At 41.1% G+C, this 24,586-nt stretch carries 26 protein-coding genes; 21 read left to right on the top strand and 5 right to left on the bottom strand.

Annotated features, from left to right (window positions below; genetic code table 11):
• The first annotated feature begins 138 nt into the window (after window positions 1-138).
• The 3 genes from WDZ40_04050 (at window position 139) to WDZ40_04040 (ending at window position 2,815) form a co-directional block, all read left to right on the top strand.
• Window positions 139-1,788 (top strand): FAD-binding oxidoreductase, encoded by a 1,650-nt coding sequence (locus WDZ40_04050; GenBank protein MEX0877999.1) that lies wholly within the window; start codon window positions 139-141, stop codon window positions 1,786-1,788.
• A 531-nt stretch (window positions 1,789-2,319) separates the two neighbouring features.
• On the top strand, window positions 2,320-2,544 hold the full coding sequence (locus WDZ40_04045) for a hypothetical protein (protein ID MEX0877998.1): 225 nt from the start codon (window positions 2,320-2,322) through the stop codon (window positions 2,542-2,544).
• Window positions 2,525-2,815 (top strand): type II toxin-antitoxin system RelE/ParE family toxin, encoded by a 291-nt coding sequence (locus WDZ40_04040; protein MEX0877997.1) that lies wholly within the window; start codon window positions 2,525-2,527, stop codon window positions 2,813-2,815. The genes WDZ40_04045 and WDZ40_04040 overlap by 20 nt, the downstream gene beginning before the upstream one ends.
• A 52-nt stretch (window positions 2,816-2,867) precedes the next feature.
• On the opposite strand, the gene WDZ40_04035 is transcribed toward WDZ40_04040, so the two are convergent.
• Both WDZ40_04035 and WDZ40_04030 read right to left on the bottom strand, forming a co-directional pair.
• Window positions 2,868-3,686 carry an IS3 family transposase gene (locus WDZ40_04035; GenBank protein MEX0877996.1) on the bottom strand — a complete coding sequence of 273 codons (819 nt, stop codon included), beginning with the start codon at window positions 3,684-3,686 and terminating at the stop codon, window positions 2,868-2,870.
• A gap of 41 nt (window positions 3,687-3,727) precedes the next feature.
• The gene (locus tag WDZ40_04030) at window positions 3,728-4,141 is read right to left on the bottom strand and encodes an HTH domain-containing protein (GenBank protein MEX0877995.1); all 414 of its coding nucleotides are present in this window, start codon (window positions 4,139-4,141) and stop codon (window positions 3,728-3,730) included.
• 146 nt (window positions 4,142-4,287) lie between these two features.
• Here WDZ40_04030 and WDZ40_04025 point away from each other — a divergent pair, with 146 nt between their 5' ends.
• The 16 genes from WDZ40_04025 to WDZ40_03950 all read left to right on the top strand — a co-directional run bounded on the left by WDZ40_04025 (window position 4,288) and on the right by WDZ40_03950 (window position 19,925).
• Window positions 4,288-4,917 carry an HAD family phosphatase gene (locus WDZ40_04025; GenBank protein ID MEX0877994.1) on the top strand — a complete coding sequence of 210 codons (630 nt, stop codon included), beginning with the start codon at window positions 4,288-4,290 and terminating at the stop codon, window positions 4,915-4,917.
• Between the two features lie 4 nt (window positions 4,918-4,921).
• The gene (locus WDZ40_04020) at window positions 4,922-5,377 is read left to right on the top strand and encodes a hypothetical protein (GenBank protein MEX0877993.1); all 456 of its coding nucleotides are present in this window, start codon (window positions 4,922-4,924) and stop codon (window positions 5,375-5,377) included.
• A gap of 109 nt (window positions 5,378-5,486) precedes the next feature.
• The gene (locus WDZ40_04015; GenBank protein MEX0877992.1) at window positions 5,487-5,978 is read left to right on the top strand and encodes an RpiB/LacA/LacB family sugar-phosphate isomerase; all 492 of its coding nucleotides are present in this window, start codon (window positions 5,487-5,489) and stop codon (window positions 5,976-5,978) included.
• A gap of 48 nt (window positions 5,979-6,026) precedes the next feature.
• Window positions 6,027-6,929: a hypothetical protein gene (locus tag WDZ40_04010; protein ID MEX0877991.1), complete on the top strand. Its 903-nt coding sequence runs from the start codon at window positions 6,027-6,029 to the stop codon at window positions 6,927-6,929.
• Between the two features lie 12 nt (window positions 6,930-6,941).
• Window positions 6,942-7,607: a ribulose-phosphate 3-epimerase gene (locus WDZ40_04005; GenBank protein ID MEX0877990.1), complete on the top strand. Its 666-nt coding sequence runs from the start codon at window positions 6,942-6,944 to the stop codon at window positions 7,605-7,607.
• A gap of 167 nt (window positions 7,608-7,774) precedes the next feature.
• On the top strand, window positions 7,775-8,644 hold the full coding sequence (locus WDZ40_04000) for a transketolase (protein MEX0877989.1): 870 nt from the start codon (window positions 7,775-7,777) through the stop codon (window positions 8,642-8,644).
• A gap of 202 nt (window positions 8,645-8,846) precedes the next feature.
• Window positions 8,847-9,866 carry a transketolase C-terminal domain-containing protein gene (locus tag WDZ40_03995; GenBank protein MEX0877988.1) on the top strand — a complete coding sequence of 340 codons (1,020 nt, stop codon included), beginning with the start codon at window positions 8,847-8,849 and terminating at the stop codon, window positions 9,864-9,866.
• Between the two features lie 1,068 nt (window positions 9,867-10,934).
• Window positions 10,935-11,129 carry a hypothetical protein gene (locus WDZ40_03990; GenBank protein MEX0877987.1) on the top strand — a complete coding sequence of 65 codons (195 nt, stop codon included), beginning with the start codon at window positions 10,935-10,937 and terminating at the stop codon, window positions 11,127-11,129.
• Window positions 11,130-11,139: 10 nt separating this feature from the next.
• Window positions 11,140-11,580 (top strand): hypothetical protein, encoded by a 441-nt coding sequence (locus WDZ40_03985; protein ID MEX0877986.1) that lies wholly within the window; start codon window positions 11,140-11,142, stop codon window positions 11,578-11,580.
• A gap of 690 nt (window positions 11,581-12,270) precedes the next feature.
• Window positions 12,271-13,944 (top strand): HD domain-containing protein, encoded by a 1,674-nt coding sequence (locus tag WDZ40_03980; protein ID MEX0877985.1) that lies wholly within the window; start codon window positions 12,271-12,273, stop codon window positions 13,942-13,944.
• A gap of 48 nt (window positions 13,945-13,992) precedes the next feature.
• A complete protein-coding gene (locus WDZ40_03975; GenBank protein ID MEX0877984.1) occupies window positions 13,993-14,988 on the top strand; it encodes a carbohydrate kinase family protein in 996 nt (331 codons plus the stop codon).
• Entirely contained in the window at window positions 14,988-16,247 is a 1,260-nt protein-coding gene (locus WDZ40_03970; GenBank protein MEX0877983.1) for a hypothetical protein, read from the top strand. The genes WDZ40_03975 and WDZ40_03970 overlap by 1 nt, the downstream gene beginning before the upstream one ends.
• Before the next feature lie 13 nt (window positions 16,248-16,260).
• Entirely contained in the window at window positions 16,261-17,127 is an 867-nt protein-coding gene (locus WDZ40_03965; protein ID MEX0877982.1) for a class II fructose-bisphosphate aldolase, read from the top strand.
• 38 nt (window positions 17,128-17,165) lie between these two features.
• Entirely contained in the window at window positions 17,166-17,462 is a 297-nt protein-coding gene (locus WDZ40_03960; protein MEX0877981.1) for a hypothetical protein, read from the top strand.
• Between the two features lie 149 nt (window positions 17,463-17,611).
• The gene (locus WDZ40_03955) at window positions 17,612-18,358 is read left to right on the top strand and encodes a 50S ribosomal protein L25 (protein MEX0877980.1); all 747 of its coding nucleotides are present in this window, start codon (window positions 17,612-17,614) and stop codon (window positions 18,356-18,358) included.
• A 28-nt stretch (window positions 18,359-18,386) separates the two neighbouring features.
• Entirely contained in the window at window positions 18,387-19,925 is a 1,539-nt protein-coding gene (locus tag WDZ40_03950; GenBank protein ID MEX0877979.1) for a hypothetical protein, read from the top strand.
• 128 nt (window positions 19,926-20,053) lie between these two features.
• Here the strand turns inward: WDZ40_03950 and WDZ40_03945 are convergent, their stop codons facing one another.
• The 3 genes from WDZ40_03945 to rpmE all read right to left on the bottom strand — a co-directional run bounded on the left by WDZ40_03945 (window position 20,054) and on the right by rpmE (window position 22,511).
• Window positions 20,054-20,761, bottom strand: a complete 708-nt coding sequence (locus WDZ40_03945; protein ID MEX0877978.1) for a hypothetical protein — start codon at window positions 20,759-20,761, stop codon at window positions 20,054-20,056.
• Between the two features lie 321 nt (window positions 20,762-21,082).
• A complete protein-coding gene (prfA, locus tag WDZ40_03940; protein MEX0877977.1) occupies window positions 21,083-22,126 on the bottom strand; it encodes a peptide chain release factor 1 in 1,044 nt (347 codons plus the stop codon).
• A 127-nt stretch (window positions 22,127-22,253) separates the two neighbouring features.
• The gene (gene rpmE / locus WDZ40_03935) at window positions 22,254-22,511 is read right to left on the bottom strand and encodes a 50S ribosomal protein L31 (GenBank protein ID MEX0877976.1); all 258 of its coding nucleotides are present in this window, start codon (window positions 22,509-22,511) and stop codon (window positions 22,254-22,256) included.
• A gap of 203 nt (window positions 22,512-22,714) precedes the next feature.
• Between rpmE and WDZ40_03930 the strand changes: the two genes are divergently transcribed.
• Window positions 22,715-23,662 (top strand): hypothetical protein, encoded by a 948-nt coding sequence (locus tag WDZ40_03930; GenBank protein MEX0877975.1) that lies wholly within the window; start codon window positions 22,715-22,717, stop codon window positions 23,660-23,662.
• A gap of 90 nt (window positions 23,663-23,752) precedes the next feature.
• Window positions 23,753-24,559 (top strand): 30S ribosomal protein S2, encoded by an 807-nt coding sequence (gene rpsB, locus WDZ40_03925; protein ID MEX0877974.1) that lies wholly within the window; start codon window positions 23,753-23,755, stop codon window positions 24,557-24,559.
• The last annotated feature ends 27 nt before the right edge of the window (window positions 24,560-24,586 follow it).

The following is a 24,586-nucleotide window of genomic DNA, read 5'->3' as shown; positions in this document are numbered from 1 at the left end:
CACTGTGGCTTCAGTCCATCTCACTCAATAGACACGGGTACCCTTCACGGTGAGCGATTCGGGTAAAAAACCATATAAGGGTCCCACAACTCCTTAACGGTATGAACATAATAGCATAAGCTAATTTATTTGTCAAGTATGAATTTAGAATCTGATTTAAAAAATTTAATAAAAGGAGAAGTTAAGACAGATGATGCCACTCTTGAGAAATTCTCAACCGACGCGAGCTTGTTTAAAATTAAGCCCGCTGTGGTTGTGTTTCCAAAGGACGTCGCCGATGTTAAAGCGGCGGTTAAGTTTGCTGCTGAACAGAAAAGAGCCGGGAAAGATGTTTCTGTAACCGCGCGTTCCGCGGGAACTGACATGACCGGCGGTCCGCTTACTGAGAGTGTAGTGCTTAGTTTTACTGAACACATGAATCATTTTGAAATAGATGAGAGTACAAAAACAGCTCGCACACAGCCGGGAGTTTTTTACAGAGACTTTGAAAAGGCAACTTTGGAAAAGAATCTACTTATGCCTTCTTACCCGGCCTCAAAGAGTTTGGCCGCCATGGGGGGTATAGTAAATAATAATTCGGGTGGTGAAAAAACAACGCGCCATGGAAAAACGGAGCGATTTGTAAATAAGGTAAAAATGGTACTGGCGGACGGCAATGAGTATGAGTTTGGAAAAATCATGAAAGAGGAGTTAGAACGCAAAAAAGCTCAAGACAACTTTGAGGGCGAAGTTTACAGAAAGATGCATGAGCTCGTAGAAAACAATTACGATGCTATCAAAAAAGCAAAGCCGGATGTAGCTAAGAATTCAGCCGGGTATAAACTCTGGGATATTTGGGACAGAGAAAAAGGGGAGTTTAACATGGCGCAAATTTTTGTTGGCGCGCAGGGTACGCTTGGCTTTATGACAGAAGCTGAAATACAACTTATAACCCCCGAGCCTTATACAAAATTAGCGGCAATATTTTTACCGGATATTAAAGAGTTGCCGCAAATGGTAAACGAACTTTTGGAGCTGGAACCGGAGGCGATAGAAGCTTTTGATGATGAGACACTTAAGTTGGCTTTGAGGTTTTTCCCAAGTATTGCAAAAATGGTTCCGGGAGAAAACCTACTTTCACTTTTGGTTAAATTTATTCCCGAAGCGCTTATTACACTCCGTATGATGAAATTGCCAAAAATGATAATACTTGCCCAATTTGCTGAGAACGAAGAGGAAGAGGCGGAGCGTAAACTGGAAAAGGCGCGCGAAATTCTTGGAAAATATAACGCGAAGGTTCGTTATCTGTACGAAAACGAGGAGAGTGAAAAGTACTTTGTTATTCGGAGAAAGAGTTTTAGTTTATTGCGAGAGCATGTAAAAGGAAAAAGAACAGCGCCTTTTATTGATGATTTTATAGTAAAACCCGAACATTTGCCCGAGGTTTTGCCAAAAGTGCACGCAATTTTAAAAGAGTACGGAATCAAAGAGACAATTGCAGGGCATGCGGCAAGCGGAAACTTTCATATAATTCCTTTGATGGATTTAAGCCGCGAAGAGGAGAGGGCAAAAATTCCTATAGTTTCCAAAAAGATATATGACTTGGTCTTAGAATATAAAGGGTCAATTACCGCCGAGCACAACGACGGCTTAATACGTAGCCCGTACCTTAAGCAGATGTACGGCGAGGAAATATACCACCTCTTTGAAGAAACAAAAAATATATTTGATTCCGAAAATATTTTTAACCCGGGAAAGAAGGTGAATAGTAGTATGGAGTATGCAATGAAGCACATAGACCATAAGTAAGGAAAGGAAATTTAAAATTTGACGTACTACTGCGTTTAGCCCTCTATTTAAAATACAGAATACGCTTTAGAAGCAAAATAATGCACTGGATGCACGGCGCGACGAGTGTGGCGATGCCATAGTATCGCAAGCGAGGAGCAACACAGCAGGCAGTGCATTATTTTGCTTCCCAAAGGGCGGGCGTATATTCTCCATATTCTTTGTTTTCGTCGCTCATGCACATTTGTGCATTTCACTCCTCACGCCTCGAATATGGAGAATATACGCTCCGCTAAATGAATTCTGTATTTTAAATAGAGGGCCTGCCTGCGGTGCTCAACGACGTAGTTATCACCTACGCCTTATTCCGCTCCTCGCTTACGCCTTGTATTACGCCAAATTTTATCAATTTCTACATATATCATCTAAATACCTGTCTCGCATCCGATGTGGTGTGGGATCAAAATTACTACATTTATATAATGAAAAACATAAACCGCGCAGTTAAGATAGGTGTTGACACAGTGTTACAAATTTGTTACATATAAGTATATGGCTTATAAAACCAAAAAAAGAATAAATCTTTCTGTTTCTGAGGAAATGGAAAAAGCGTTATCAGCCCTTGCCAAGAGGGACGATGTTCCTGTTGCCACAAAAACACTTGAACTTTTGAAAGAAGCGCTTGTGGTTGAAGAGGATATTGTTTTAGGCGAGATGGCTGAGAAGCGTGATATAAAAAATGTAAAATATGTAAAGCATGAAAATGCCTGGAAGTAAGTTTAGTATAGAATATCATCCGCTTGTTATTTCTGAAGATATTCCCAAATTAAGTAAAATCTGGCAAAAGCGCATCAAAGAGAGCATAGAGACAAAGCTTTCAACGCGTCCTGAAATATTCGGCCAGCCATTGCGGCAAAATTTGAAAGGGTATAGAAAATTAAGAGTGGGGGATTACAGGATTATTTTTAAGGTAAACGGGCGCAATATATATATTTTATTGATAGAACATCGCTCAGTAGTATACAGGGAAATTCAGAGAAGAAACTAAAAACCGGCATAATGAACCGCACCCCATTTAGTGGACACGAATAAAAAAGCGGCTATTTCATCAAAAGATGATCTCTGTATTGTACGGGGGTCATCTTTTTTAATTCCCATTGCCTCCTTTCGTTGTTGTAATGGTCTATGTAATTGTTAATGAGCATTTCTAATTCTTCAAATGTTCTGCATGACTTGTAATCTATCTCATCCTTGAAGTGCCCGAAGAAAGATTCTATTGGCGCGTTGTCTATGCAATTTCCTTTTCTAGACATTGACTGCGTTAATCTAAGCTGTTTCGTTAGCGCAATGAACTCCGGATTGGTGTAATGGAAGCCTTGATCTGAATGGATCAGGGCTTCTTTATGCATATACGAATCTTTACGGAACTTTTCCATGGTCCTTATCACCAGTTCCACGTCTATGTGCATGGAAAGGTGTGCTGCTACGATTTCCTTGGTGGCTATGTCCTTCACGGCAGACAGATACGCGAAACGGTGATTAAAAGGAAGATATGTGATATCTGCGCAAAATACTGAGCGCGGATGTTCTTGTTTGAAATTGCGATCTAATATATTTGGAAAGGTTCTATGTTCTTGGGTCTTTTTAGCCATCTGCCTGTAAGGATTGGCTCTCCTTGTTTTTGCCAGAAGTCCGTACTTGTTCATTATGCGCAGGATCTTCTTGTGGTTCATCTTTCCATCTAATTCCATGCATACTCTGCGATATCCCCACCTCATTTTGCCTTTTTGGCATATCTTTTTGATAGTCAGATAGTCTTCGTAGTCCTTATCTTTATCATCCGCGGTTTTGAGCCTTTTGTAGTATCCGCTTGTTGATACTTCTGCTATTTCGCAGAGTATCTTAATGTTCTTGTGTATGCTCCTGATAATAGCATACTTCTGATGCGGCCTGAGTATTATTACTCCTCCTTTCTTTTGGCCCGGAGCTTTGCTAAAAAAGCGTTCTCTTTCTCAAGATATGCCACTTTGGCTTCAAGATACTTTATTCTTTCCTTTTCATCTTTAGGTATCTTTTCTTTTGGTTTTCTGCCTCCTCCTTTAGAATGCTTGCCCCGACTATCTTTAAGGCTACCTTCTGTTTTAAGCTGCTTTCTCCATCTTTCTATGCATCGTTTGGGAGTTTTTCTTCCGATTATGTTAACATCCAGGCCCATATCTCTGAATATCTGAATCGGCATTAGGCCATCCGCATACCTCTTTAGAGCCTTTGTTTTAAATGTCTCGGTGAATGTTATACTCTTGGATGTACAGCTCTGTACGCCATCATTGGAGTTTAACCTTCTTATTTCATCCTGGGTGAATTCTTTTCTCATATTTTTTTGTTTATTGAATTAATTGTATTCTCTTTTGTATCAAAATACAAAAAAGTGGACGTTTTCGTGTCCACTAAATGGGGTGCGGTTCATTATGCCGGTTTTTAGTTTCTAGAATCGGCAGTACGTATGTTAAAATGAATAGAATGAAAAAAAATCCAACAATAAAAGCTATAATTTTTGACATAGGTGGGGTAATTTTAACCCGCTGGAACAACGACAGCCTGCACGATTACGCTATCGGGCTTTTTTCCGTTGAGAAAGAGAAATACATGCAGGCATTTAATGCCGAAATAGATACTTTGCAGGCAGGGGAGATAACGGATATTGAATTTTGGAAAAGAGTTTGTAAGGCGTTAAATATTGAGCCCCCCGCAGATGAAGTTTTGGATGATATATTCCCGGGTGTGTATAAGCGCACGGTAAGAACGGACAAAAAAATGGTAGAATTAATAAAAGGACTTAGGGCTCCCGGTAAATATAAGCTTGGCATAATCTCAAATACGATAGATGATCATGTGAAGGTGTTTAAGAATTTCGGCTTTTTAGAGCATTTTGACGAGGTTATTTTATCTAATGAGGTAGATTTGTATAAACCACGTCCTGAAATTTATAAATTAGCGCTTGAAAAATTAGAGGTTAAAGCGGAAGAATCAGTATTTATAGATGACCTTCAGCCAAATATAGACGGCGCTGAAGCAGTGGGCATGGATGCTGTTTTATTTAGGGGAATAGAAGATTTAAAAAGAGAGTTTAAAAAGTTGGGAATAAAATAAAAATATGCCTGAAAAACCAAAATTTGAACGTGAAAATAATGATTGGGAAAGTATCGCCGGGCTTTATAAAGAAAAGAAAGAATTAGGCCGGGAAGTTTTTAACCATCTCCGCGATGGTTTTTACGGTATTGTTGAAAAATATAATGATATAATTACTGAAAGCGCTGTGCAAAGATATATTCCAAACGAGGGTGCCAATAAAGACAGGTTAAAAGAAGCTTTGTCAGAATTGGAAAAGGTCAGTGAAAAATTTATAGATGAGTACAAGGAAAAGCTTGAAGAAATAAATAATCGCATACAGCCTCTTGAAGAAGCAATCGGCGTTGAAAAACTGGAAGAAGACCGCGATATGCACATATTAAGGGTTGAAGTGCAGTACCTGGCAGATGATATGCCGTTTCGCCCGATCAAAGAATGGTATCAGCCTACAATTAAATATATTAAAGAATTTTTAGATTAAACTTATGAAAATATATTTAGGAAGCGACCATGCAGGGTTTGAGTTAAAAGTTGGGGTCAGACCGCTTGAGCGAAGCGGGAGGGGTCTGACCCCGGCAACCACATAATTTATGAAGATTTATTTAGGCAGTGACCACGCTGGATACAATTTAAAAGAGAAAATAAAGGTTTGGCTCCAGGAGTGGGGATATGAGTATGACGATATGGGAGCGTATGAGTACGATAAGGCGGACGATTACCCCGATTTTATAAAACCCGTGGCAAAAGCCGTGGCAAATGACCCTGAAGAAACAAGGGGGATAATTTTGGGCTTTAACGGGCAGGGCGAGGCTATCGCGGCAAATCGTTTTGATAACGTGCGCGCGGCTGTGTATTACGGCGAGCCATCCGATATATCTGAAATGGGGCAGGGGAGAAAAGACAAGCCTCATAATATGATAATTTTAAGCCGGGAAGATGATGATACAAACGTTCTTTCTCTGGCATCCGGATTTTTAGCTGACGACGAGGCAGAGGAGGCAATAAAGTTATGGTTGGAAACGCCGTTCACAGGCGAAGAACGCCACGTTAGGAGAATTAAAAAAATAGATATGTCCGGTTAGGAGCAGGAGTTTTCTAAGGATATAATTTAAACTAACAAGCAAAAAACCATGCCTAATCAGGAGATAATAGATTATATAAAAAAACAATTGGAAGAGGGTGTGTCCGAGACTGAGATACGGGTGGCTTTGCGTTTTCGCAAGTTTAAAGAAGAAGAAATTGAAGAGGCATTTTTATATATTAAAAGCGAGAAGATTGTTAGTCAAAGCTTGGAGTATTCCTCGGACAAAATGATGAAAGGGAGTGAAATTTTAAGCAGGAGCATACGTACATACAAAGAAAGATTGGGTACATTTCTGGGTATTGTTAGCATACCGATTTTTTGGATATTTATTATTTTGGGCGCATTATTTTTGGTTACCGGTAAGGATGTAGTATCTGATGACAGATATGCGTTTATGGCTGGTATTGTTGCTATTTTGGTAATAATACCCGTATTTATTCTTCAACAGATAGCACTTGTATTGGCGATAAAAAACAAAGATGAAAAAAGAGTTTTTATTTTGTATAAGCAGGCGAAAGATTATTTTTTTAAATATCTGGGTACAGCCATACTTGTTGGACTAATTGTTTTTGGGGGATTACTTCTTTTAATAATTCCTGGTGTAATATTTGCCGTATTTTATGGTTTAGCAACGACTATCGTTGTTCTTGAGAATGCGGTAGGCATGGATGCGTTAAGAAAAAGTAAAGAATATATAAAAAGAGATTTGTGGGGTTATCTTAGTCGATGGGCATTTATGATTGTTATTTTTTCAATCTTTACAATATTTCTCTCACTTGTTTTAGGTATTCTTTTTATAAGTTATCCTGAAACTGGGCAAAATATAACAGATTTAATAAGTTGGTTATTAATGCCGATACCGATTATTTACACAGTGGAGCTTTATCTTAATTTAAAGGCGCTTAAAAGTTCGGATGTTAAGGTTGAAGATAATAAAAAAGAAAACTAACAAGTGAAACTTATGACAAACATAGAAATAATACCTTCGATAACCGTCCGTACTCAGAAAGAGGTTGAGGAAAAAATAAGGGCTGTTGAAAATTATGTGGGCTGGATGCATTTGGATGCGGCTGACGGCGATTTCGCGCCTAATAAAACCTGGGGCGATCCTGTTGCCTTGCACGATATTGACCCGGGTGTATTCATTGAAGCGCATTTAATGGTGGCGGAACCCGAAAATGTAATAGATGCCTGGATAACGGGGAACTCTGAAGAAAAGGATTCGGGAGTTGCGCGGATTTACTTTCATTACGAAGCTACATCCCAACACGCCGAAATTATTAAAAAAATAAAAGACGCGGGAAAAGAGGCGGGCATAGCTATTTTGCCCGAAACACCAATAACTGTTTTAGACGAGTTTTTAAATGATGTAGATGCTGTTTTAATTTTTGCGGGAAGTCTCGGATATTATGGAGGAAGTTTTAACGCGGAAGCAAGTTTGGTCAAGATTTCCACTTTACGTCAAGAGTACCCAAAGCTTACAATAGAGGTAGACGGGGGAATGAATCCCGAAACCGCAAAACAGGCGGTTGAGGCGGGAGCGAACGCGATAGTGAGCGGTTCATACATCTGGAACAGCAACGACCCGAAGAAGGCAATAGAAGAATTACAAGAGAGTGTTTCGTGATTTTTAAATAAACACCCCACTCTTTTTATTTATAGATTTTGTATTGCAAATTTTTGCCACTGCAAACGCTGCGAAGCAAAAGTGTGGCATAAATTTACAATACAAAATCATTTTATGGGTATGCGTTTGCAACGGCGTTTATTTAAAAATCACTCCACACAATAATTATGCCGATTTTAAGTATTAGTTCAGAAAAACAGAGGGCTTTGGAGAAAAAAGCCAATGCAATCAGAAAAGACATTTTAGAGATGCTTTTTGAGGCAGGGAGCGGACACAGCGCCGGCCCTTTAGGCATGGCCGATGTTTTTACGGCCATGTATTTTCATGTTTTAGACCATGACTCTAAAAACCCTGACTGGGAAGACAGAGATCGCCTTATACTTTCCAATGGACATATTTGCCCCGTACAGTATGTAACTCTTGCACACGCGGGGTATTTTCCACGAACAGAACTTAAAACTTTGCGCAAGTTAGGCACCCGTTTGCAAGGTCACCCGCACAGGGGAGCATTGCCTGGTTTGGAAACTACAAGCGGTCCGCTTGGTAGCGGTCTTGGACAGGCGGCGGGAATGGCTCTCGCCGCAAAAATGGATGGTAAACCATGGCGAACATACTGCCTTGTAAGCGACGGAGAGCAGGATGCGGGTAATACATGGGAAAGTGCCATGTTTGCCTCGAAATACCACCTAAGCAATTTAACCGCGATTATGGATCGCAATAATATCCAAATAGACGGCAACACAGAGGATATAATGCCACTTGAACCTTTGGACCATAAATACGAAAGTTTCGGTTGGCATGTAATTGAGATAAACGGCCACAGTATACTTGATATTGTGGAAGCATGTCGCGAGGCCGAAGCTATACAGGAGAAACCTGTTATGATAATTGCAAATACAATTCCCGGATATGGAGTTGAGTTTATGGAGAATAAATTTGAGTGGCACGGCAAGCCTCCGGGAACGAAGGAAGAATTGAAGGAAGCTTTAGAAGACCTACGCACATTAGGAGGTAAAATTGAAAGCGAACACCAATAATTTGGCACATTTCGTTGTTGCGGCCTGCGGTACTCGCTTCATTTGCCATTATGCAAATTCCGCTGTGTTCCAAAGCATTGTCTGCGTCGCTCGGAAAAGAAAGCAAGCTTTCTTTTCGCTCGCTATCCTCAACATCCAGCCGCGCCTAGAATTGCACTCAAATTATTAATGTTCTGCTATTGTATATTTTATAAGCAAAATCATGAAAATAAATAAAAAGCTAAAATTAGTATCAAATCTTTTTGATGTGGATAAAATAGAAAAGGCTAAAACCCGTGCCGGCTATGGAAAGGGTCTGCTTGAAGCTGGGGAGAAAAACGAGAAAATCGTTGCTTTGTGCGCCGATCTTACAGAAAGCACAAACACTCATTTTTTCGCCGAAAAATTCCCCGAAAGATTTGTAGAGCTTGGAGTGGCGGAACAAAATCTCGCTACTATTGCCAGTGGAATGGCAGCCGCGGGAAAGATTGTTTTTATGTCGTCTTATGCCGTGTTTTCTCCCGGGCGCAACAATGAGCAGATACGGACAACAATAAGTTATAATAGCTGGGGAGCTGAAGAGAGTAAAGAAATAAATGTAAAAGTTGTGGGCTCTCACGCGGGAATTTCTGTAGGCCCTGACGGCGCGACACATCAGGCGCTTGAAGACATTGCTTTAATGAGGACACATCCGGGTATGACAGTTGTGGCTCCCGCGGATGTACATGAAGCAAAGAGAGCGACCATGGAACTGGCAGAACGCCCCGGCCCTGCTTATCTGCGCCTTGGACGCGCGAATTATGCTGTGTTCACTACAGAAAAAACTCCGTTTGAGGTAGGCAAGGCATATGTAATTACAGAAGGCAAAGATGTAACTATCGTTGCATGCGGGCCTTTAGTTTATAAAGCCCTATTAGCTGCTAAAGAATTAGAGGAGGAGGGGATCAAGGCGGAAGTTATAAACAGTCATACAATAAAGCCGTTGGATGGTGAGACCATTGAGGCGTCTGTTAGAAAAACAGGAGCTATAGTAACAGCGGAAGAGCATAATATTTTAGGAGGCATGGGTTCGGCGGTAAGTGAATATTTAAGCCAGCATTATCCTGTGCCCCAGGAGTTTATAGGAACGAGGGACAGGTTTGGAGAGAGTGGCGAACCGGATGAGCTTTTTGGGGTTTTTGAAATGGATGTTGAGCATATAGTAAAACGATCTAAAATGGTGATAGGTAGAAAAAAGAAGTAAAGGATTTCTGGTATAATTTTATTCCACGCTGCCATTCGTTCGCTTCAAGAAATGCGGGACAACCTCGCTCGTTTACGAAAAACGCCAGCTACCCTTCGGGATAGGCCTCGCGGCAGAGCCGTTTTTCTACTCGCTTCGGGTATTTGCACAAAGCTCTCTCATTCCCGCTTACGACGGAATAAAATTAATACCAGAAATCCTTTAGATAAATTTTAAATTGCCGATAGGCAGTTTTTTTATTTTGCCGTTTACTGGAAAAAGGAGAGGGGTGGTAAAATAATGTCAAAAAAGCTTTTAACCCCTCACAAAAATTTAAATTTTTTGTCGATTGGGGTTGACAGATTTTTTGTTGTATGATATAATGGCGATGTTCTTAAAGGAAAGTGAAAAAAGTTTTTTGTCATAAATTTTTACAAAATCACTAAAAACCCTTGACAAATAATTTAAAGCATGTTATAATGTAAATATAGAATGAAAAGTAAAAATTGAGATATTGATAGGGAGAGAGTAGGTCAAAAGTAATACTACATACCTTGACTCTCTCGCTATCAGTACCTCACAAAATCAGTTAGCAGTAAATAGTGAACAATAGGTTTAAGCATTCGGAAGGAGAGGGAGGCAAAAAGTTATACAACACGCTTTGCCCTCTCATTCTGAGTTCTTAAAATCAGTTTAAAAATTTATAAGGAGAGGGAGGCAAATATATTTTATAAAGGCTTGTCCCTCTCATTATGAGTTTTTAAACAAACTCACCTTTAAAATAGAATAAAACTTTGGAGAGAGTTTTAAATCACAGCGCTGCGATTTATTCGCAACTATTACCCACCCTGGCTTCGGCTGGAGTGAGGCAATAATAAAAAGAACTCTTCCCGTAAGAGTTCTTTTTATTAAACTTCGAGAAGGAGTCCTTCGGTAAACTCAGGATAAAAGTAAATGTTGCATATTTTATACTGAGCAAGCACAGCGCGTTGAAGTACTCATTCCCGGTGTTTAAACAAACATCGTAGCTCTTTAAACTTTCCGCTGAATAACGAGTAAGCGGGAGAAAATTTCCTAAAGGAGGAAATAATGAAGAACATATTGTTCGTTGTTGGTGTGGCCATCGCCGGAGCGGCAGTTTCAGGAGGCGCTATGTACGTGTCTCTGAAATTTGTATGCCCGTGGATGTTAAAGCACCTTTCCGTTTTCGTGGCCATCGCCGGAGTGCTTGGTGCACTTCGCATGGTTGTTGAAATCAAAGCTCCTAGAAGGTTCAAGTTCTGATTCTAGGCAAATGCCCGGGACGGAGAAAGGAAACAAGATGTTCATCCTCAATTTAACCCAGCACGCCGCCTCGCCTGAGCAGGTGGAGGCGGGGGCGTATGAGCCCCAGAACAAGGAGCTCGTACAGAAGCTTCTCACTTTTGAGGAGCTACCGACACCCGATGAGGTGTCAAAGCGAGCGAGGGTGCTTGCCGCACTCGCTCGAGAGGAAGGTGTCGAAGCCGTTATGATCGGCGGAGCGCCCTTCCTGATGCCGCAGCTCGAGTACGAGCTGGCGGCATACAGCATACAGGTCCTGTATGCCTTCTCCCGCCGGGAGTCGGTCGAAGAGACCGATCCCGAGACGGGAGAGAGTCGGAAGATCTCGGTCTTCCGCCATCTGGGCTTCTACGAGGCCCAGACAGGTCAAGCCATCCGTAACTGGATGGTGCACGCCAATTCAATGATTTGATTTGGCGAACCCTAGGTCGGTAGGGTAACACGTTCCACGAAAAGAACTCTTAGCACCCTCAGAGGGTGCTAGGGGTTCATAGGAGCAGGTTTTCTAAGGAGGAACGGCATGTAGCATATTTCGACCTGGGCAAGTCGTAAACTGCCTCTCGCATGGCTGAGCACGGCAACGTGTGGAAAACTCCGCCTCAAGCGGTAAAGTATACCGGGTTCGAATCCCGGTTCAGCCACGAATAAAAGCATCAAAAACTTGCTTTTATATGAGGGAAAGTCCCTCAAACGTACCTTAAGGAGGAGCAAATGAAGTGCAATGTTTCCGGATGTGGGAAGCGCGTTCCAAATCGATATGCGGAGACTCATTCCGTGTATCACGACCGTGGTGGAGTTACCCGCGGCAGTCGCAACGAGCGTCGGCGCAATGCGGAGAATCGCAACAAGACAGCTGCGGTTTCCACCTCCACCACTGCCCCCACTCCGACCGAGAAGCCCCAAAAGAAGAGGTTTCTGCGGTCCGTCTTCAGCGCGTTTTCGCACTGAAGACAACACAGGAGACAACACGTTTAATCGTGTTGTCTCCTGTCCTCACCTGAGTTTCCACTCTCTCCATGGGCAATGCCCAGTGGAGACTCAGGTGAGGATAATTTCTGTCTTACTTAGCACCCTCAGAGGGTGCTAAGTAAGTTTAAAAAGCATGACTTGTAAACCAACTATCTACAAAAGCATACCTCCGTTTTTGACAATGCGCGCAAGGCAGCCAAAAGGCACGCGTGTTACAATTACGCAATTAATAGACCCTGTTAACGGACAGGTTGTTTTCGCTACGTATAAAGGTGATATGAGGGAAGTATTTGAGAAAGAGAGGCCGGTTGGGGTATTTGAGGCAAGGGGAGGTGTGTGGAAAAAAATTACCGCGAAAGGTGAGCGTATTATAGATATTCCCACGCCCGCTATAGGTTTAGCAAAAGAAATAAAACAGGTAGGAGGGAGAGCTCTTTTGGTGGGTGGCGGTGTCAGAGACGCGCTGTTAGGTAGAGAGTGTAAGGATTATGATATTGAAATATACGGCGTTGAACTTTCCAAAATAGAGAGCATATTAGAAAAAATTAACCCCGATCATATGGATACTGTGGGTCGGTCTTTTGGTGTTATAAAAGCAAAATTTGGCGAAGATGAATTTGATATATCAATTCCAAGAACCGAATCAAAAAACGGAAACGGGCACAGGGGTTTTGAAATAAAGGGCGACCCCGGACTTACTCCAAAAGAGGCCGCGCGCAGGCGCGACCTTACAATAAATTCACTTGCGCAGGACCCGCTTACAGGAGAAATAATAGATAGTTTTGGCGGACACAAAGATCTTGCGAAAGGAGTGTTGCGCGCTACAGATCCAAAAACATTTATTGACGACCCTCTGCGTGTTTTGCGTGTGGCGCAATTTGCTGCTCGTTTTGGATTTAAAGTTAATGATGAAACACTTAAACTGTGTCGACAAATAACCAAAGAAGATGAGTTTAAAGAATTACCCACAGCAAGAATAACAGAAGAGTGGAAAAAACTACTTTTAAAAAGCAGGCGTCCTTCAGTTGGGTTGGAGGTTGCGCTTCAAACAGGCGCATTAAAAGTTTTGCACCCTCAAATTACTGCTTTAGAGGGTACTCCGCAGGAAAAAGAGTGGCATCCGGAAGGCGATGTGTGGATACATACAAAAATGACGACTGATGTTGCCGCCAGCATAGTAGCAAGAGAAAAATTGGAAGGAGATGATGCTCTTGTAATAATGCTTGCATCTCTTTTGCATGATGTGGGCAAACCGGATGTTACCGAAAACAAAGACGGAAGATGGATAAGTCACGGACATGAGAAGGCGGGAGTTTTAACCGCAAAGAAATTTTTATCAAAAATGGAGTTTGGCAAAGAGATAGAGTCACGCGTGCTTCCTTTAATTCAGGAACATATGTTTTTGGCCATGAACAAGGAGCATATTATGGAGAAAAAACTTTCTGACGCCACTATTAACCGCCTGGCTCGCCGGCTGGGACCCGCAAGTATTGAAGAGCTTGTTTTGGTGATGGAGGCAGATGTTAAAGGCAGAGGAACAACTAACGCATGGCGTGAGGATGGCGCTGTTTTTTTATTGCAAAGAGCTAAAGAACTTAATGTGGGACATGAAAAACCAGACCCGCTAATTAAAGGAAGGCATTTAATAGAGCACTTTAATGCGAAACCGGGACACCAATTTGGGAAAATTCTAAATGAGGTCTACGAAGCTCAATTAGACGGAGTTGTGAATAATTTTGAAGATGCTATTAACATGAGCGGCGCTATTTTAGAGCAGGTATCACGCGATCTTGCAGAGAGAATATAGTACATAGTTGTTTTTTCTTATATTTTGACTTTGTGTTAAAATATAAGTATGTCAAAATTTGATGTTATAACAATTGGTTCCGCAACACGCGACGTTTTTCTTGAAAGCGGCGCTTTAACCACCTTAAAGAGTGAACATTTTTCAACAGGGGAAGGTGTTTGTATTCCTGCTGGCTCTAAAGTAGAAATAGATAACATTTACCTTACTACCGGAGGCAGTGCTGTTAACGCCGCAGTTACTTTTGCCAATCAGGGGTTTAATGCTGCGCTGGTTTCTAAAACAGGAAATGATTCCGAAGGAAATACCATTAAAGAACAGCTTAAAAAGGCCGGAGTTGAGACAAAGCATATAATAGGCAGTGATGAATACAAAACTGCCTATTCGGTTATTGTGCACTCAACTTCGGGAGAACGAAGCATCTTTGTTTACAGGGGCGCTTCGGCACATTTTCCAAAAAGTGAGTTTAATTTTAATTTGCTCCAAAGTACCAAATGGATATATGTGACCCACATGGGAGGAGATAGCTCCGAGATATTTGAAGAGTTGGTAACAACAGCCCATGAAAAAGGAGTTAAGATAGCATTGAATCCGGGCTCTACACAGCTTGAGTCGGGAGAGTCTTTAATTCCTTTACTTGATAAGGTTGATATTTTGTTTGTAAACCAGGAAGAGGCCGCGCATTTAACAGGAGAAGATTACAAAGATGAACACAAAGTATTTGAAAAATTAGACAGCTGGGTTAAAGGTATTGCTGTTATGACTAAAGGATCCGGAGGTGTGGCTGTGTCTGATGGAAAAACAAAGTGGGAAGCCCCAGCGTTAAAAGAGCCTGTGTTTAAAGACAGAACAGGTGCGGGGGATGCTTTTGGCTCCGGGTTTACAAGTGTTATAATGCGCGGACAAAGTATACTCGAAGCCATACAAGCGGGAAGTACCAATGCTACCGGAGTAGTCGGCGAGTGGGGGGCAAATAATGGAATTCTTAAAAAGAACGACTCTACTGATAAATTTGGAAAATTAGAAATTAAGGAAATAAAAATATAATGACGAGAACAAAACTTTCAAAAATTGCAAACGTGGACCCCGAAGTTTTTGAAAAACTTGAAAAAGATATGGAGGATATCGTTGGAGTATCAGGCGTAATTGAAAGCATGGAAAAAGATATGGATAAGCACACAGAAAGTCGCCTGGAGCAGTTTGGGTTATCATGGAACTCTAAGGCCGAGGACGTTATAGACGCACTTACAGACAAAGCAGATGAAGGCGAAGAAGAGCTTTATAAATATATAGGAATCACGCGCGATGATGTTTCTACACCTCAAGGCGTTAAGGATGTGTTTGAAAAAATTAGAAACACAGCTTATCAGATAACATCAGAAGACAGTGGATTTTTTCTTAAAAAAGAGAAGGCAGAAGAAATATTAAGAGCATATCCTCCGGAGGGAACTATTGAATATCTGGGATATAAAAATGTAGATGAGCTTTTAGAAAAAGAGGACGTTATGGATGTTATGAGCGCGCTCCGCTTTACAGAGAAAGATGAGTGGATGCATAAGGCATTTGACGTCGCGTATATAAAATTTACACCTGATGATTTTGAAAAAAGACAGATAGAGCTTAGAGTTTTGGGACCAGAGTGGGAAGAGATAGCCAGAAAATTTGTGGCAAAAAAACACCACAACGTAAGTCATCTTAAGGAGTTTGGAGTTATATTTTTAAACCCGATAGATCAGAATGCGCATGGCGCGCTTTTGCGTGATTTTGCTTTATTTTTCCACTATTTTCATGAAGTTAGTTTTTACAGTAGGCTTTTTCAAAAACACGCGGAAACCCCTGAATTTAATGAAAGATTTTTATCATTCTTGCGTGGCGATGTTCCCGAAAAAAATTCCATTGGAAAAGGGGAGTGGCTTATTGTTCAGCGGTATTTATGGAAAGTAGACCCAGAGGATCCCAGAATATTTTTACCCCGTGTAAATCCCGAATCTCTGCACTGGAGAAGAGGAGAGGATGATGCGGTTGCTTTTGGGGAAAAATTTGATGAGATAGGGCTTGAATTCTGGAATGATTTGGACTGGGTGGCAGGTTATTTTGAGAATAACGAAGGAGAGCAGCAGCTTGTAAGTTTTGACATGGAAGATACGGCGATGTCTCTTGTTTCAAAAAAATCGGGAGATCCTACTAGGTTCAACTACCACCAGAATGAGGCTTTATGGAATGAGATATTTAAAAGATATGTGGGCAAAGAAAAAAGACAGGAATTAATTATAGATAATTTTCACAAAGGCTCTATACAGTTATAGAATTAAAATTATAATGGAAACACTTACAGAAATACACAAGCGCGCGCTTAAAGAAAAATGGGCAGTTGGACACTTCAATTTTGCCAGTCTTGCCCAGTTAAACGGTATTTTAGACGCGGCAAGAGAATTAAAAGCCCCCGTGGTTTTGGGAACATCTGAGGGGGAGCAGAAGTTTGTTGGCGCAAAACAGGCACTGTATCTGGTACGGAGTTTTCGAGAGACAGAGGGTATACCTGTTTTTTTGAACGCCGATCACCACAAAACCCCTGACGCCGCTATTGAGGCGTTTGAAGCCGGATATGACTCAGTACATGCGGACCTTTCAAAAGAAAGTTATAAGGATAATATAGAAGGCGTGAAAAAGGTTGTGGACTATGTAAAAAGCACGCGGCCCGAGGTTGAAGTAGAAGGAGAACTCGGATATTTTGCGACCGAGTCCTCTAAAATATATAAAGAGGTTGTTGAAATACCGGAGGACAGCTATACACAACCGGAGCAGGCCGTGGAATTTGTTGAGCGTACAGGTATAGACCGCTTCGCGCCGGTTATTGGAAACTTACACGGTATCGCTGCCAATAAGCCACAAATTCGTTTTGAACTTGTTGAAAAACTAAGAGCTGCTTTGCCCGATGTGACATTTGTATTGCATGGAGGCAGCGGTATTAGCGATGAGGATATGAAAAAACTGGTAGATATGGGGTTTAACAACATACACATATCAACAGAGCTCAGAGTTGCTTATACAGATGCTTTGCGTAAATCCCTGGAGGAAAACCCAGATGAAGTTGCTCCCTATAAGTATCTTGATGTAGCCAGAAATGCGGTAGCTGAGGTTGTAAAGCAGAAATTAGAAATATTTGGAGCAGCAGGCAAGGCATAGCTTTGACATTCAGCGGTATTTATAATAATATATCACTTATGCGCAAGACAGACTTCGAGTTTAAATATATAGGAAATTGCTCGGTTTGCGGAATTTCTTTTCAGGCAAGAAACGCGCATGTTTTGGCGCGCAAACCGGAATTGAGCCATATATATACACAGTGTTCAGAGTGCAAGAGTTCTGCTATAGTTTTCGTCTTAAAGAGTGGAACCGGATTTGTAACAACGGTTGGCATGTTGACGGATATGGCAAAAGAAGATATAGATAAGTTTAAGAAGATGAAGCCCATAACAGCTGATGATGTTCTGGAGCTCCACAAGGCATTAGAAGAATAAGCTCGCTCCGCGAGCTTAAAACTCGCGCTTCACGCTCGTTCAGGTATAGAGTATACAGTATAAAGTATAGAGCAAAGCTTTTTACAAGCACCCTTTATACTTCATACTCTATACTTTATACTTTTTGTGAGACGGAGCCGAACAAAACCATGTTGCATCTAAAAGTAAAAAAACGAGACCCTGATAAAATAAAAGCAAAAGACCTTCTAAAGGAAGGTTCAATTCCCGGTGTTATGTATGGCCCCAGGATAAAACCAATATCTCTTTCTGTGAATAAGAAGACGTTTTTAAATGTCTATAAAGAGGCGGGAGAAACAACTTTGATAGCGTTAGATATGAAAGTAAAGACAGAGGAGTCTGAAGCAGAAAAAGAAAGAGGAGAAGATAATAAGGACACACAGGCACAAAAACAGGAGGAGGAGGATAACGTTGTTCTTGTACGTGATGTACAGGTACATCCTGTAAGTGGGGAATTTGTTCACATTGATTTTTATCAGCTTCCTATGGATACGGAAATTGAAATTTCTATTGATATTGAGAGTATTAACGAGGCCCCCGCTGTTAAAGAGCAGGGAGGTGTTTTGGTTCAAAACATGTACGAGCTACCCATTAAGGCACTACCGAAGGATCTTATACATGGAGTTGAGGTGGATATTTCCGTATTAGAAAACATAGAAGATTCTATATTGGTTCAGGACCTTAACCTTCCTTCAACAGTTACTGCCCAAGTTGAACAGGATGAAGTTGTATTTAAGATAGAAGAACCGCGCGAGGAAGAACCGGAAGAAGAAGAAGACGAAACTCTTGAGGGAGATGAAGATGATAAGATTGCTGAAATAAAGACAGAAAGTGAAGAAAAGAGAGAAGAACGCGAAGCTGAGGAAGACTCCGAATAAATTTCTCTGTTGTGCTATAATGGGGATAATGAAAAAGGACCCTCTAAAATTTAATATAAATAAAAAACCGGTAGATACACACTGCCTGCGACGCTTTAACGTTTTGGTAATGTGCTTGTCTGTATCGGTTTTTTTTATTGCTTTTGCAGTGTTTTCTTTTGGTTTTACGGGGCTTGCCCAGGAGGAGGGTTCTGCGACAAATCAAAAAACCATAGAACAGGAAAAAAAAGAATTACAACAACAGCTGGAACTTCTTCAGGCGGAACTTAACGAAATACAGGGTGAATTAAACAAACATAGTCAGGAAGCTGCAAGTTATGAAAGAGATATTGCCATACTTGAGGCAGAGATAAGAAAAATACGCCTACAACAGCAACAGACTCAACTGGTAATACAGCAAACCGGGGTTGCTATTAGTACAAACCAGCAGGCAATAGAAGAGTTAAGTGAAAAGGAAGAGAAACAAAAACAACTTTTGAGCAGTATTATTTTAGGGCTTTATAAGATGGAAGACACTTCATCTGTAGAAATTTTATTGATGGGGGACACGCTTTCGGATTTCTTTAATGATATTGCAAGAAGGAGAAATTTACAGGAGGGGCTAAAACTCACCTTAGATGATGTAAAAGAGATAAAGGCGGATATAGAAGAGGAACAGCGTGAAATGGAAGCAAAAAGGGATGAGCAGTCACAGTTTTTACAAATACAAACTATTCAAAGAGCCCAGGTTGCAGAAAAGGTAGATGAAAAAGAAAATCTTCTTGATGCCAGTAAGTCCAAGGAATATGAATACAGGGAAATCGCAGAGATAAAACAAAAAACAATACAGGAAGTTAGAAATCAAATCTTTCGTCTTGAAGGCGCGGGTATCGCGGTAACTTTTGAAGAGGCATACGACTATGCTAAGCGGGCGGGAGAAATTACAGGTGTTCGCCCGGCACTTCTTTTGTCTATCTTAAAACAGGAAAGTTCTTGGGGTGCAAATGTTGGGCAGTGCACTTTGGTAGATGAGACAGGTATGGGAAGAGGAGTAAACAGTGGTAGCCTTATTCCAAGAATAATGAGAGCGGACCACGCAAGAAATGATGTTCAGGCCTTTTTGCAAATTACACAAAGTGTTGGACGGGATCCATATAATACAAGAGTGTCTTGTTGGCCTGCAATGTGTGTTAATAATGCTATTACAACTTCCGCAAAGCCCACAATAGGCGCGGACGGATCTATTAGTTGTCCGGCACATACACCGTATCCATTTGGCTATGGAGGCGCTATGGGCCCGGCACAATTTTTGCCGACAACGTGGCTAGGGTATCATAGCAGAGTTTCTTCACTCTTAGGACGTCCGGCGGACCCTTGGCTTATACTGGACGCCTTTGTCGCTTCTGCTGTAAAGCTGGGCGATGGTGGAGCGAGAGCCCAGACATATAATTCTGAGTGGTGTTCCGCGCTTATATATTACTCAGGCAGTTGTACGAGGAATTTGAGTGTCAACAGGTTTTACGGAGACCAGGTTATGAAAAGAGCGGCAGAGTATCAACGAGATATAGACATACTGGAAGGCCGATAATTATTGACATTTTTTAAATTATGTAGTATTATTTATTACTACGCAGTTCCGGCGACGATAGTGCCGTCGGAGCGCGTAGATCCCTTTTGAAATAAAACTAAAAACCCCGCAATGCGGGGTTTTTAGTTTTATAACTGTACGTTTTGTGTGTACTGGGAAAGGTTGTTTAGTTGCCACTCTTGGAGTGCCAGTGAGGCATCAACAGCGGATTTTATGTTGCTTGCCGCGAATATTAACACATCTCCTTCTTCAAGAGATTGTGAGCCTGTTGCTTTTCGCAAGTAATCTTCCGCGTATATTTTTTGTTCCGCGTTTAGTTCAACACCGCTTACAGCAAGGTATTCAGATACAGCTTTTCTGGCAAGATGAGTTGTACCTTCGCCGTAACTTGCAGTTTGTGTGATTTCTCCCGTCGCGCTTTCAGATGTAATATTCAGCGTGCTTGTATTATTTGTTGTTACTACTGTCTCAGTATTTACTGCCGCAGTTAAGTTTGACTGCAGGCTTTCTGTTCCTGAGTTAAGCGTACTTGCAAGAAGAACTCCTCCCACGATGGAAGTAAGAATAATTCCAAATGCTACAATAACAGATTTTTTTTTCTTTAGGGTGTTTTTTATTTTTCCACCCCACCCATTGTTGTAGGATTTTTCTGTTTTCTGTGTTTTTTCATGAAATCGAGGTCCGGATAGTTCAGTTGCGCCTGAATCAGCTACTGTTACTATGAAATTTGAATTGAAGCTTTGCGTTGTCTGTCCGCTATTTTGAGCAGAGCTGGCTGAAATATTTTCTGTTGTTTGCGTAAGATGTGGCAATAGCACTTTGTTGTCGTTTTGCATGGTAGAGGTTGTCCTATTCTCAATCGAGACTTACAGGTTTAAACAAATTTTTAAAAACCATATTTAAAACTGCAAGTCTGAACTTCAAATTGAGAGCCGGATAAAAATTAGTTTTATAAGCGTTAATAAATGAAAGCTTATGCTCTCAAGTTTGAAGTGGTCGTAGGGTTGTTAAGGAACAATTAAGGAACGTTTCCATGGAGCCGATATTTTAAGCGCCAGGATTTCCATACTTAGATAAACTCAGTATCCTGAGCTTGCCGATGGATTTTCTATACTTCGATAAACTCAGTATCCTGAGCTTGCCGATGGATTGCTATTTTACAATTCTTTTCTTATTTCTGCAACTATTTCGTCAATGTAACCGGCCATAATTTTATCAATGCCATGCCATGAGTGGTTTATTCTGTGGTCTGTTACTCTGTCTTGCGGGAAGTTGTAGGTTCTTATTTTTTCACTTCTGTCCCCGGAACCTATCTGCTCTTTTCTTTCGGCACGTATCTTTCTTTCTGCCTCTTCCTGCTTTTGCTGAAGCAGGCGGCTTCTCAGCAGTGTCATGGCAGCTTCTTTGTTTTGCGCTTGTTTTTTGTGCACTTGGGATGCTACAGCAATACCGGAAGGTATATGTATTACACGCACAGCTGTTTCTACTTTGTTGACATTTTGCCCTCCCGGCCCTGAAGAACGAAAAGTTTCAATTTTTACATCTTCCGGTTTTATTTCAATATCTATAGGCTTCGCTTTGGGTAAAACCGCCACAGAGGCGCTTGAGGTATGTAATCTGCCGTTTTTTTCGGTTTCAGGCACTCTTTGCACCCTGTGCACTCCGCTCTCATTTTTGAGTTTTGAATACACCCCCTCACCGGATATTTCAAGTGTTACATCTTTTATACCCTTTAGATCACTTATACTTTCCTCTATGATATTTAATTTCCATCCGTTTAGCTCCGCGTATCTTGTATACATATTAAAAAGATTTTGCGCAAAAAGCGCTGCCTCATCTCCGCCTACTCCCGCTCGTATTTCCATAATTACCTCATTAATATGCGCGCCCGGCTCAGGATATAGTTTTTCATTTAAGTCGTTTTGTAAGCCATCCAGCAAAATCTTGTCTTTTTCAAGTTCTTCTTCTGCCATCGTTTTGAGTTCTTCTTCAGTCTCACTTTCGGCTATTTGCTCATTTTCCTGTATTTCTTTTTCAACTTTAACTATTTTTTCCTGTATATCAAGCAACTCTTTTAGTTCACGATGCCTCTTTGAAAGTTCCTGTAATTTTTTATGATCCGAAATAACCTCTTGAGACGAGAGGCTATTTGTAATAGAATCATACTCTTCTTTTATTTTTTTTCTTTCTTCAGAGGCCATCATCTGTTCGGCTTTGCCTCACAATAACCGCGGATTTATGCTGATTTTAACAGATTCTATGCCGATACTATCCGCATCTTATCAGCTTTATCTGCATTTATCAGCGGTTTAAGCGAGCGAAGCGAGCTTAGGTTTTTTCTTCGGTTTTTCGTGCTCGTTTTTCAGATTTTTTCTTGTAGCCCTCTTTTTTCTGGAGACGTTCCTGGAATTTTTCAACACGTCCTCCTTTAATAGCTCCGCGTTCCTGTCCTGTGTACAGGGGGTGGCACCTGCTGCAGGTTTCAACTTCAGTTTCTTTAAGTGTAGAGCCAACTATAAATTCAGTGCCGCAAGCGCACTTTACTTTTGCTTTTGTATGGTATTCGGGATGTATTCCTTTTTTCATGAATAATATTAAATGTGTAACAAACAAAAATATTATATAGCAAATATAATTTCATGTAAACCCCTTGTATGGCTAAATAAAGAAAGACGTAAGCTTATTCGTCCGTGAGTACTTGTTGTGGTTGCGTTGTTGTCAAAAAAAACTAATTGTGTTTAAATTTAAGCAGAACTTGAACAATCCAGAAAGAAAGGAGGTGGTTTAAGATGAAGGATTTCATAGGAAAAAGAACGCCAAGCGATGCTATCCCCGTGTTGCGTTGGGCGGTTATGATTTTTACTCTTCTGATAACAGCGCTTGTTTTTTGGTCCGCAACAGGAAAGCGCTTTACAGATGAGATTCTTTTACCGTCTGTGGTTGCGGCCTATGCGGCAGCTGATTTATCTTATTCTCTCTTAAGTACGCTTTTGTACAGGGAAAGAAAGAGAAAAGAGCAGATAGAAAAAAAGAACAGTAATGGCAATGCCAAAACACAGCCTTCTTACGGCGAGTTTGTTGGTACGGGCTTCGTTGCTGTACTGTTTTTTGTAGGACTGTTGGCAGGTTTCCAGTTTTGGAATTTCAAAATTATGCCGGACGCGGCTTTTGTAGCTATCGATATTACAGTGGCTATAATTACCTTAGCATCAATTGCGAAAATCATAACTTTGCCAAAAGTGCAGCGCAAAAGGCACAATAGCGCCCTCTATTTTTTAAGCGTATATACCACAGGCATTATACTGATGCTCTTAACGGTAGATGCTTTTGGAGGCGTCCGGCTTGTTGATGACTACTTATGGAGTTACAGTATTATTTTATCCAGCTATGTCGCGCATAATGTCATATTTGCTATAGTAAGGCCGGGTATCCCGCAAAAAAGACACGGAGAACTGGTTGCGTTGGGTGTTACCGTATTCACAGCAGGGGTATATATATTGAATGCCTTGGATGTGGCTGGATTGCCAAGATTTATTACACCGTTCTTTATGATAACAATTATTATACTCGGAGTCGGAGCCGGTGGAAAATTTATGCTTAAAGACCTTATTAGGCGCCGCATATTTGGAACTGATGATGAAAGCTTGATTAAAAATCACCTTGACCATATTGAAGATTATGAAAGAACCGAGGATGTTGATGATTGTGTGGATTGTGACAACAACAAAGAACTTTGAAAAGAACCTGCTGACAACGGGTTCTTTTTTTTATCAATTTTGTAGAGAGGGGTTGCCATAAAAATTTTTTTTAGGTATACTTTCAAGCATATGCCAAAAACCAAAAAAGAGACCTCAGAAGCTGAGGTTAAAAAAACAGAAGAAGAAAATATAGCAGACATACCCAAAGAGTTAAGGGTATTTATTGAGGCTGGGGTTCAATTTGGACACCTAAAAAGCCATGTTCATCCGGGGATGTTTCCGTATATTTTTGGTGTGCGAAACAATGTACACATCATAGATGTTGCTCGCACAAGTGAAAAACTTGATGAGGCCCTGGAGGTTATAAAAAGCCTTGCAGAAGAGGGAAAGGTTATATTGTTTGTGGGAACCAAGCTTCCTATGCGCGAGGCGGTTAAAGAAACAGCCGAAGCTGTAGGAATGCCTTATCTGGTAAATCGTTGGTTTGGGGGAACACTTACGAATTGGGCGACCATTAGTGAAAGAGTCACGCATCTTAAGGAGCTGAAAGAAAAGAAGGGGACTGAAGAGTGGAAAAAATACCCAAAACATGAGCGTTTAGAAATGGAAAAAGAGATTAAAAAGCTTGAACATGTGTTCGGCGGTATTGAGCAGATGGAAAAATTGCCTGATGCGGTTTTCATTACGGATGCCCGTGAAAATGAAATTGCTACAAAGGAGGCAAGGAGAATGAAGATTAAGTCAATTGCTATAACAGATACAAATGTTAATCCCGCCAATGTAGATGTCGCCATTCCAGCAAATGATGATGCTGTTTCTTCTGTGGTGTTGATATTGGGCAAGGTTCGGGAGGTTATATTGAAAAACCTACCTGCGTCAAGCAAAGCGCGGCAGGCAGGCCTGCCTGCCGGCAGGCAGGCAAAAAAGGAAAAGTAAATGAAACCGCAGATACTAAAAAAACAA

This window comes from Candidatus Spechtbacterales bacterium (genome assembly GCA_040879145.1).
Lineage (GTDB): Bacteria > Patescibacteriota > Minisyncoccia > Spechtbacterales > 2-12-FULL-38-22 > JAWVZY01.
The sequence above is the reverse complement of the archived record's forward strand: the minus strand, read 5'-3'. Positions and strand labels throughout refer to the sequence as shown.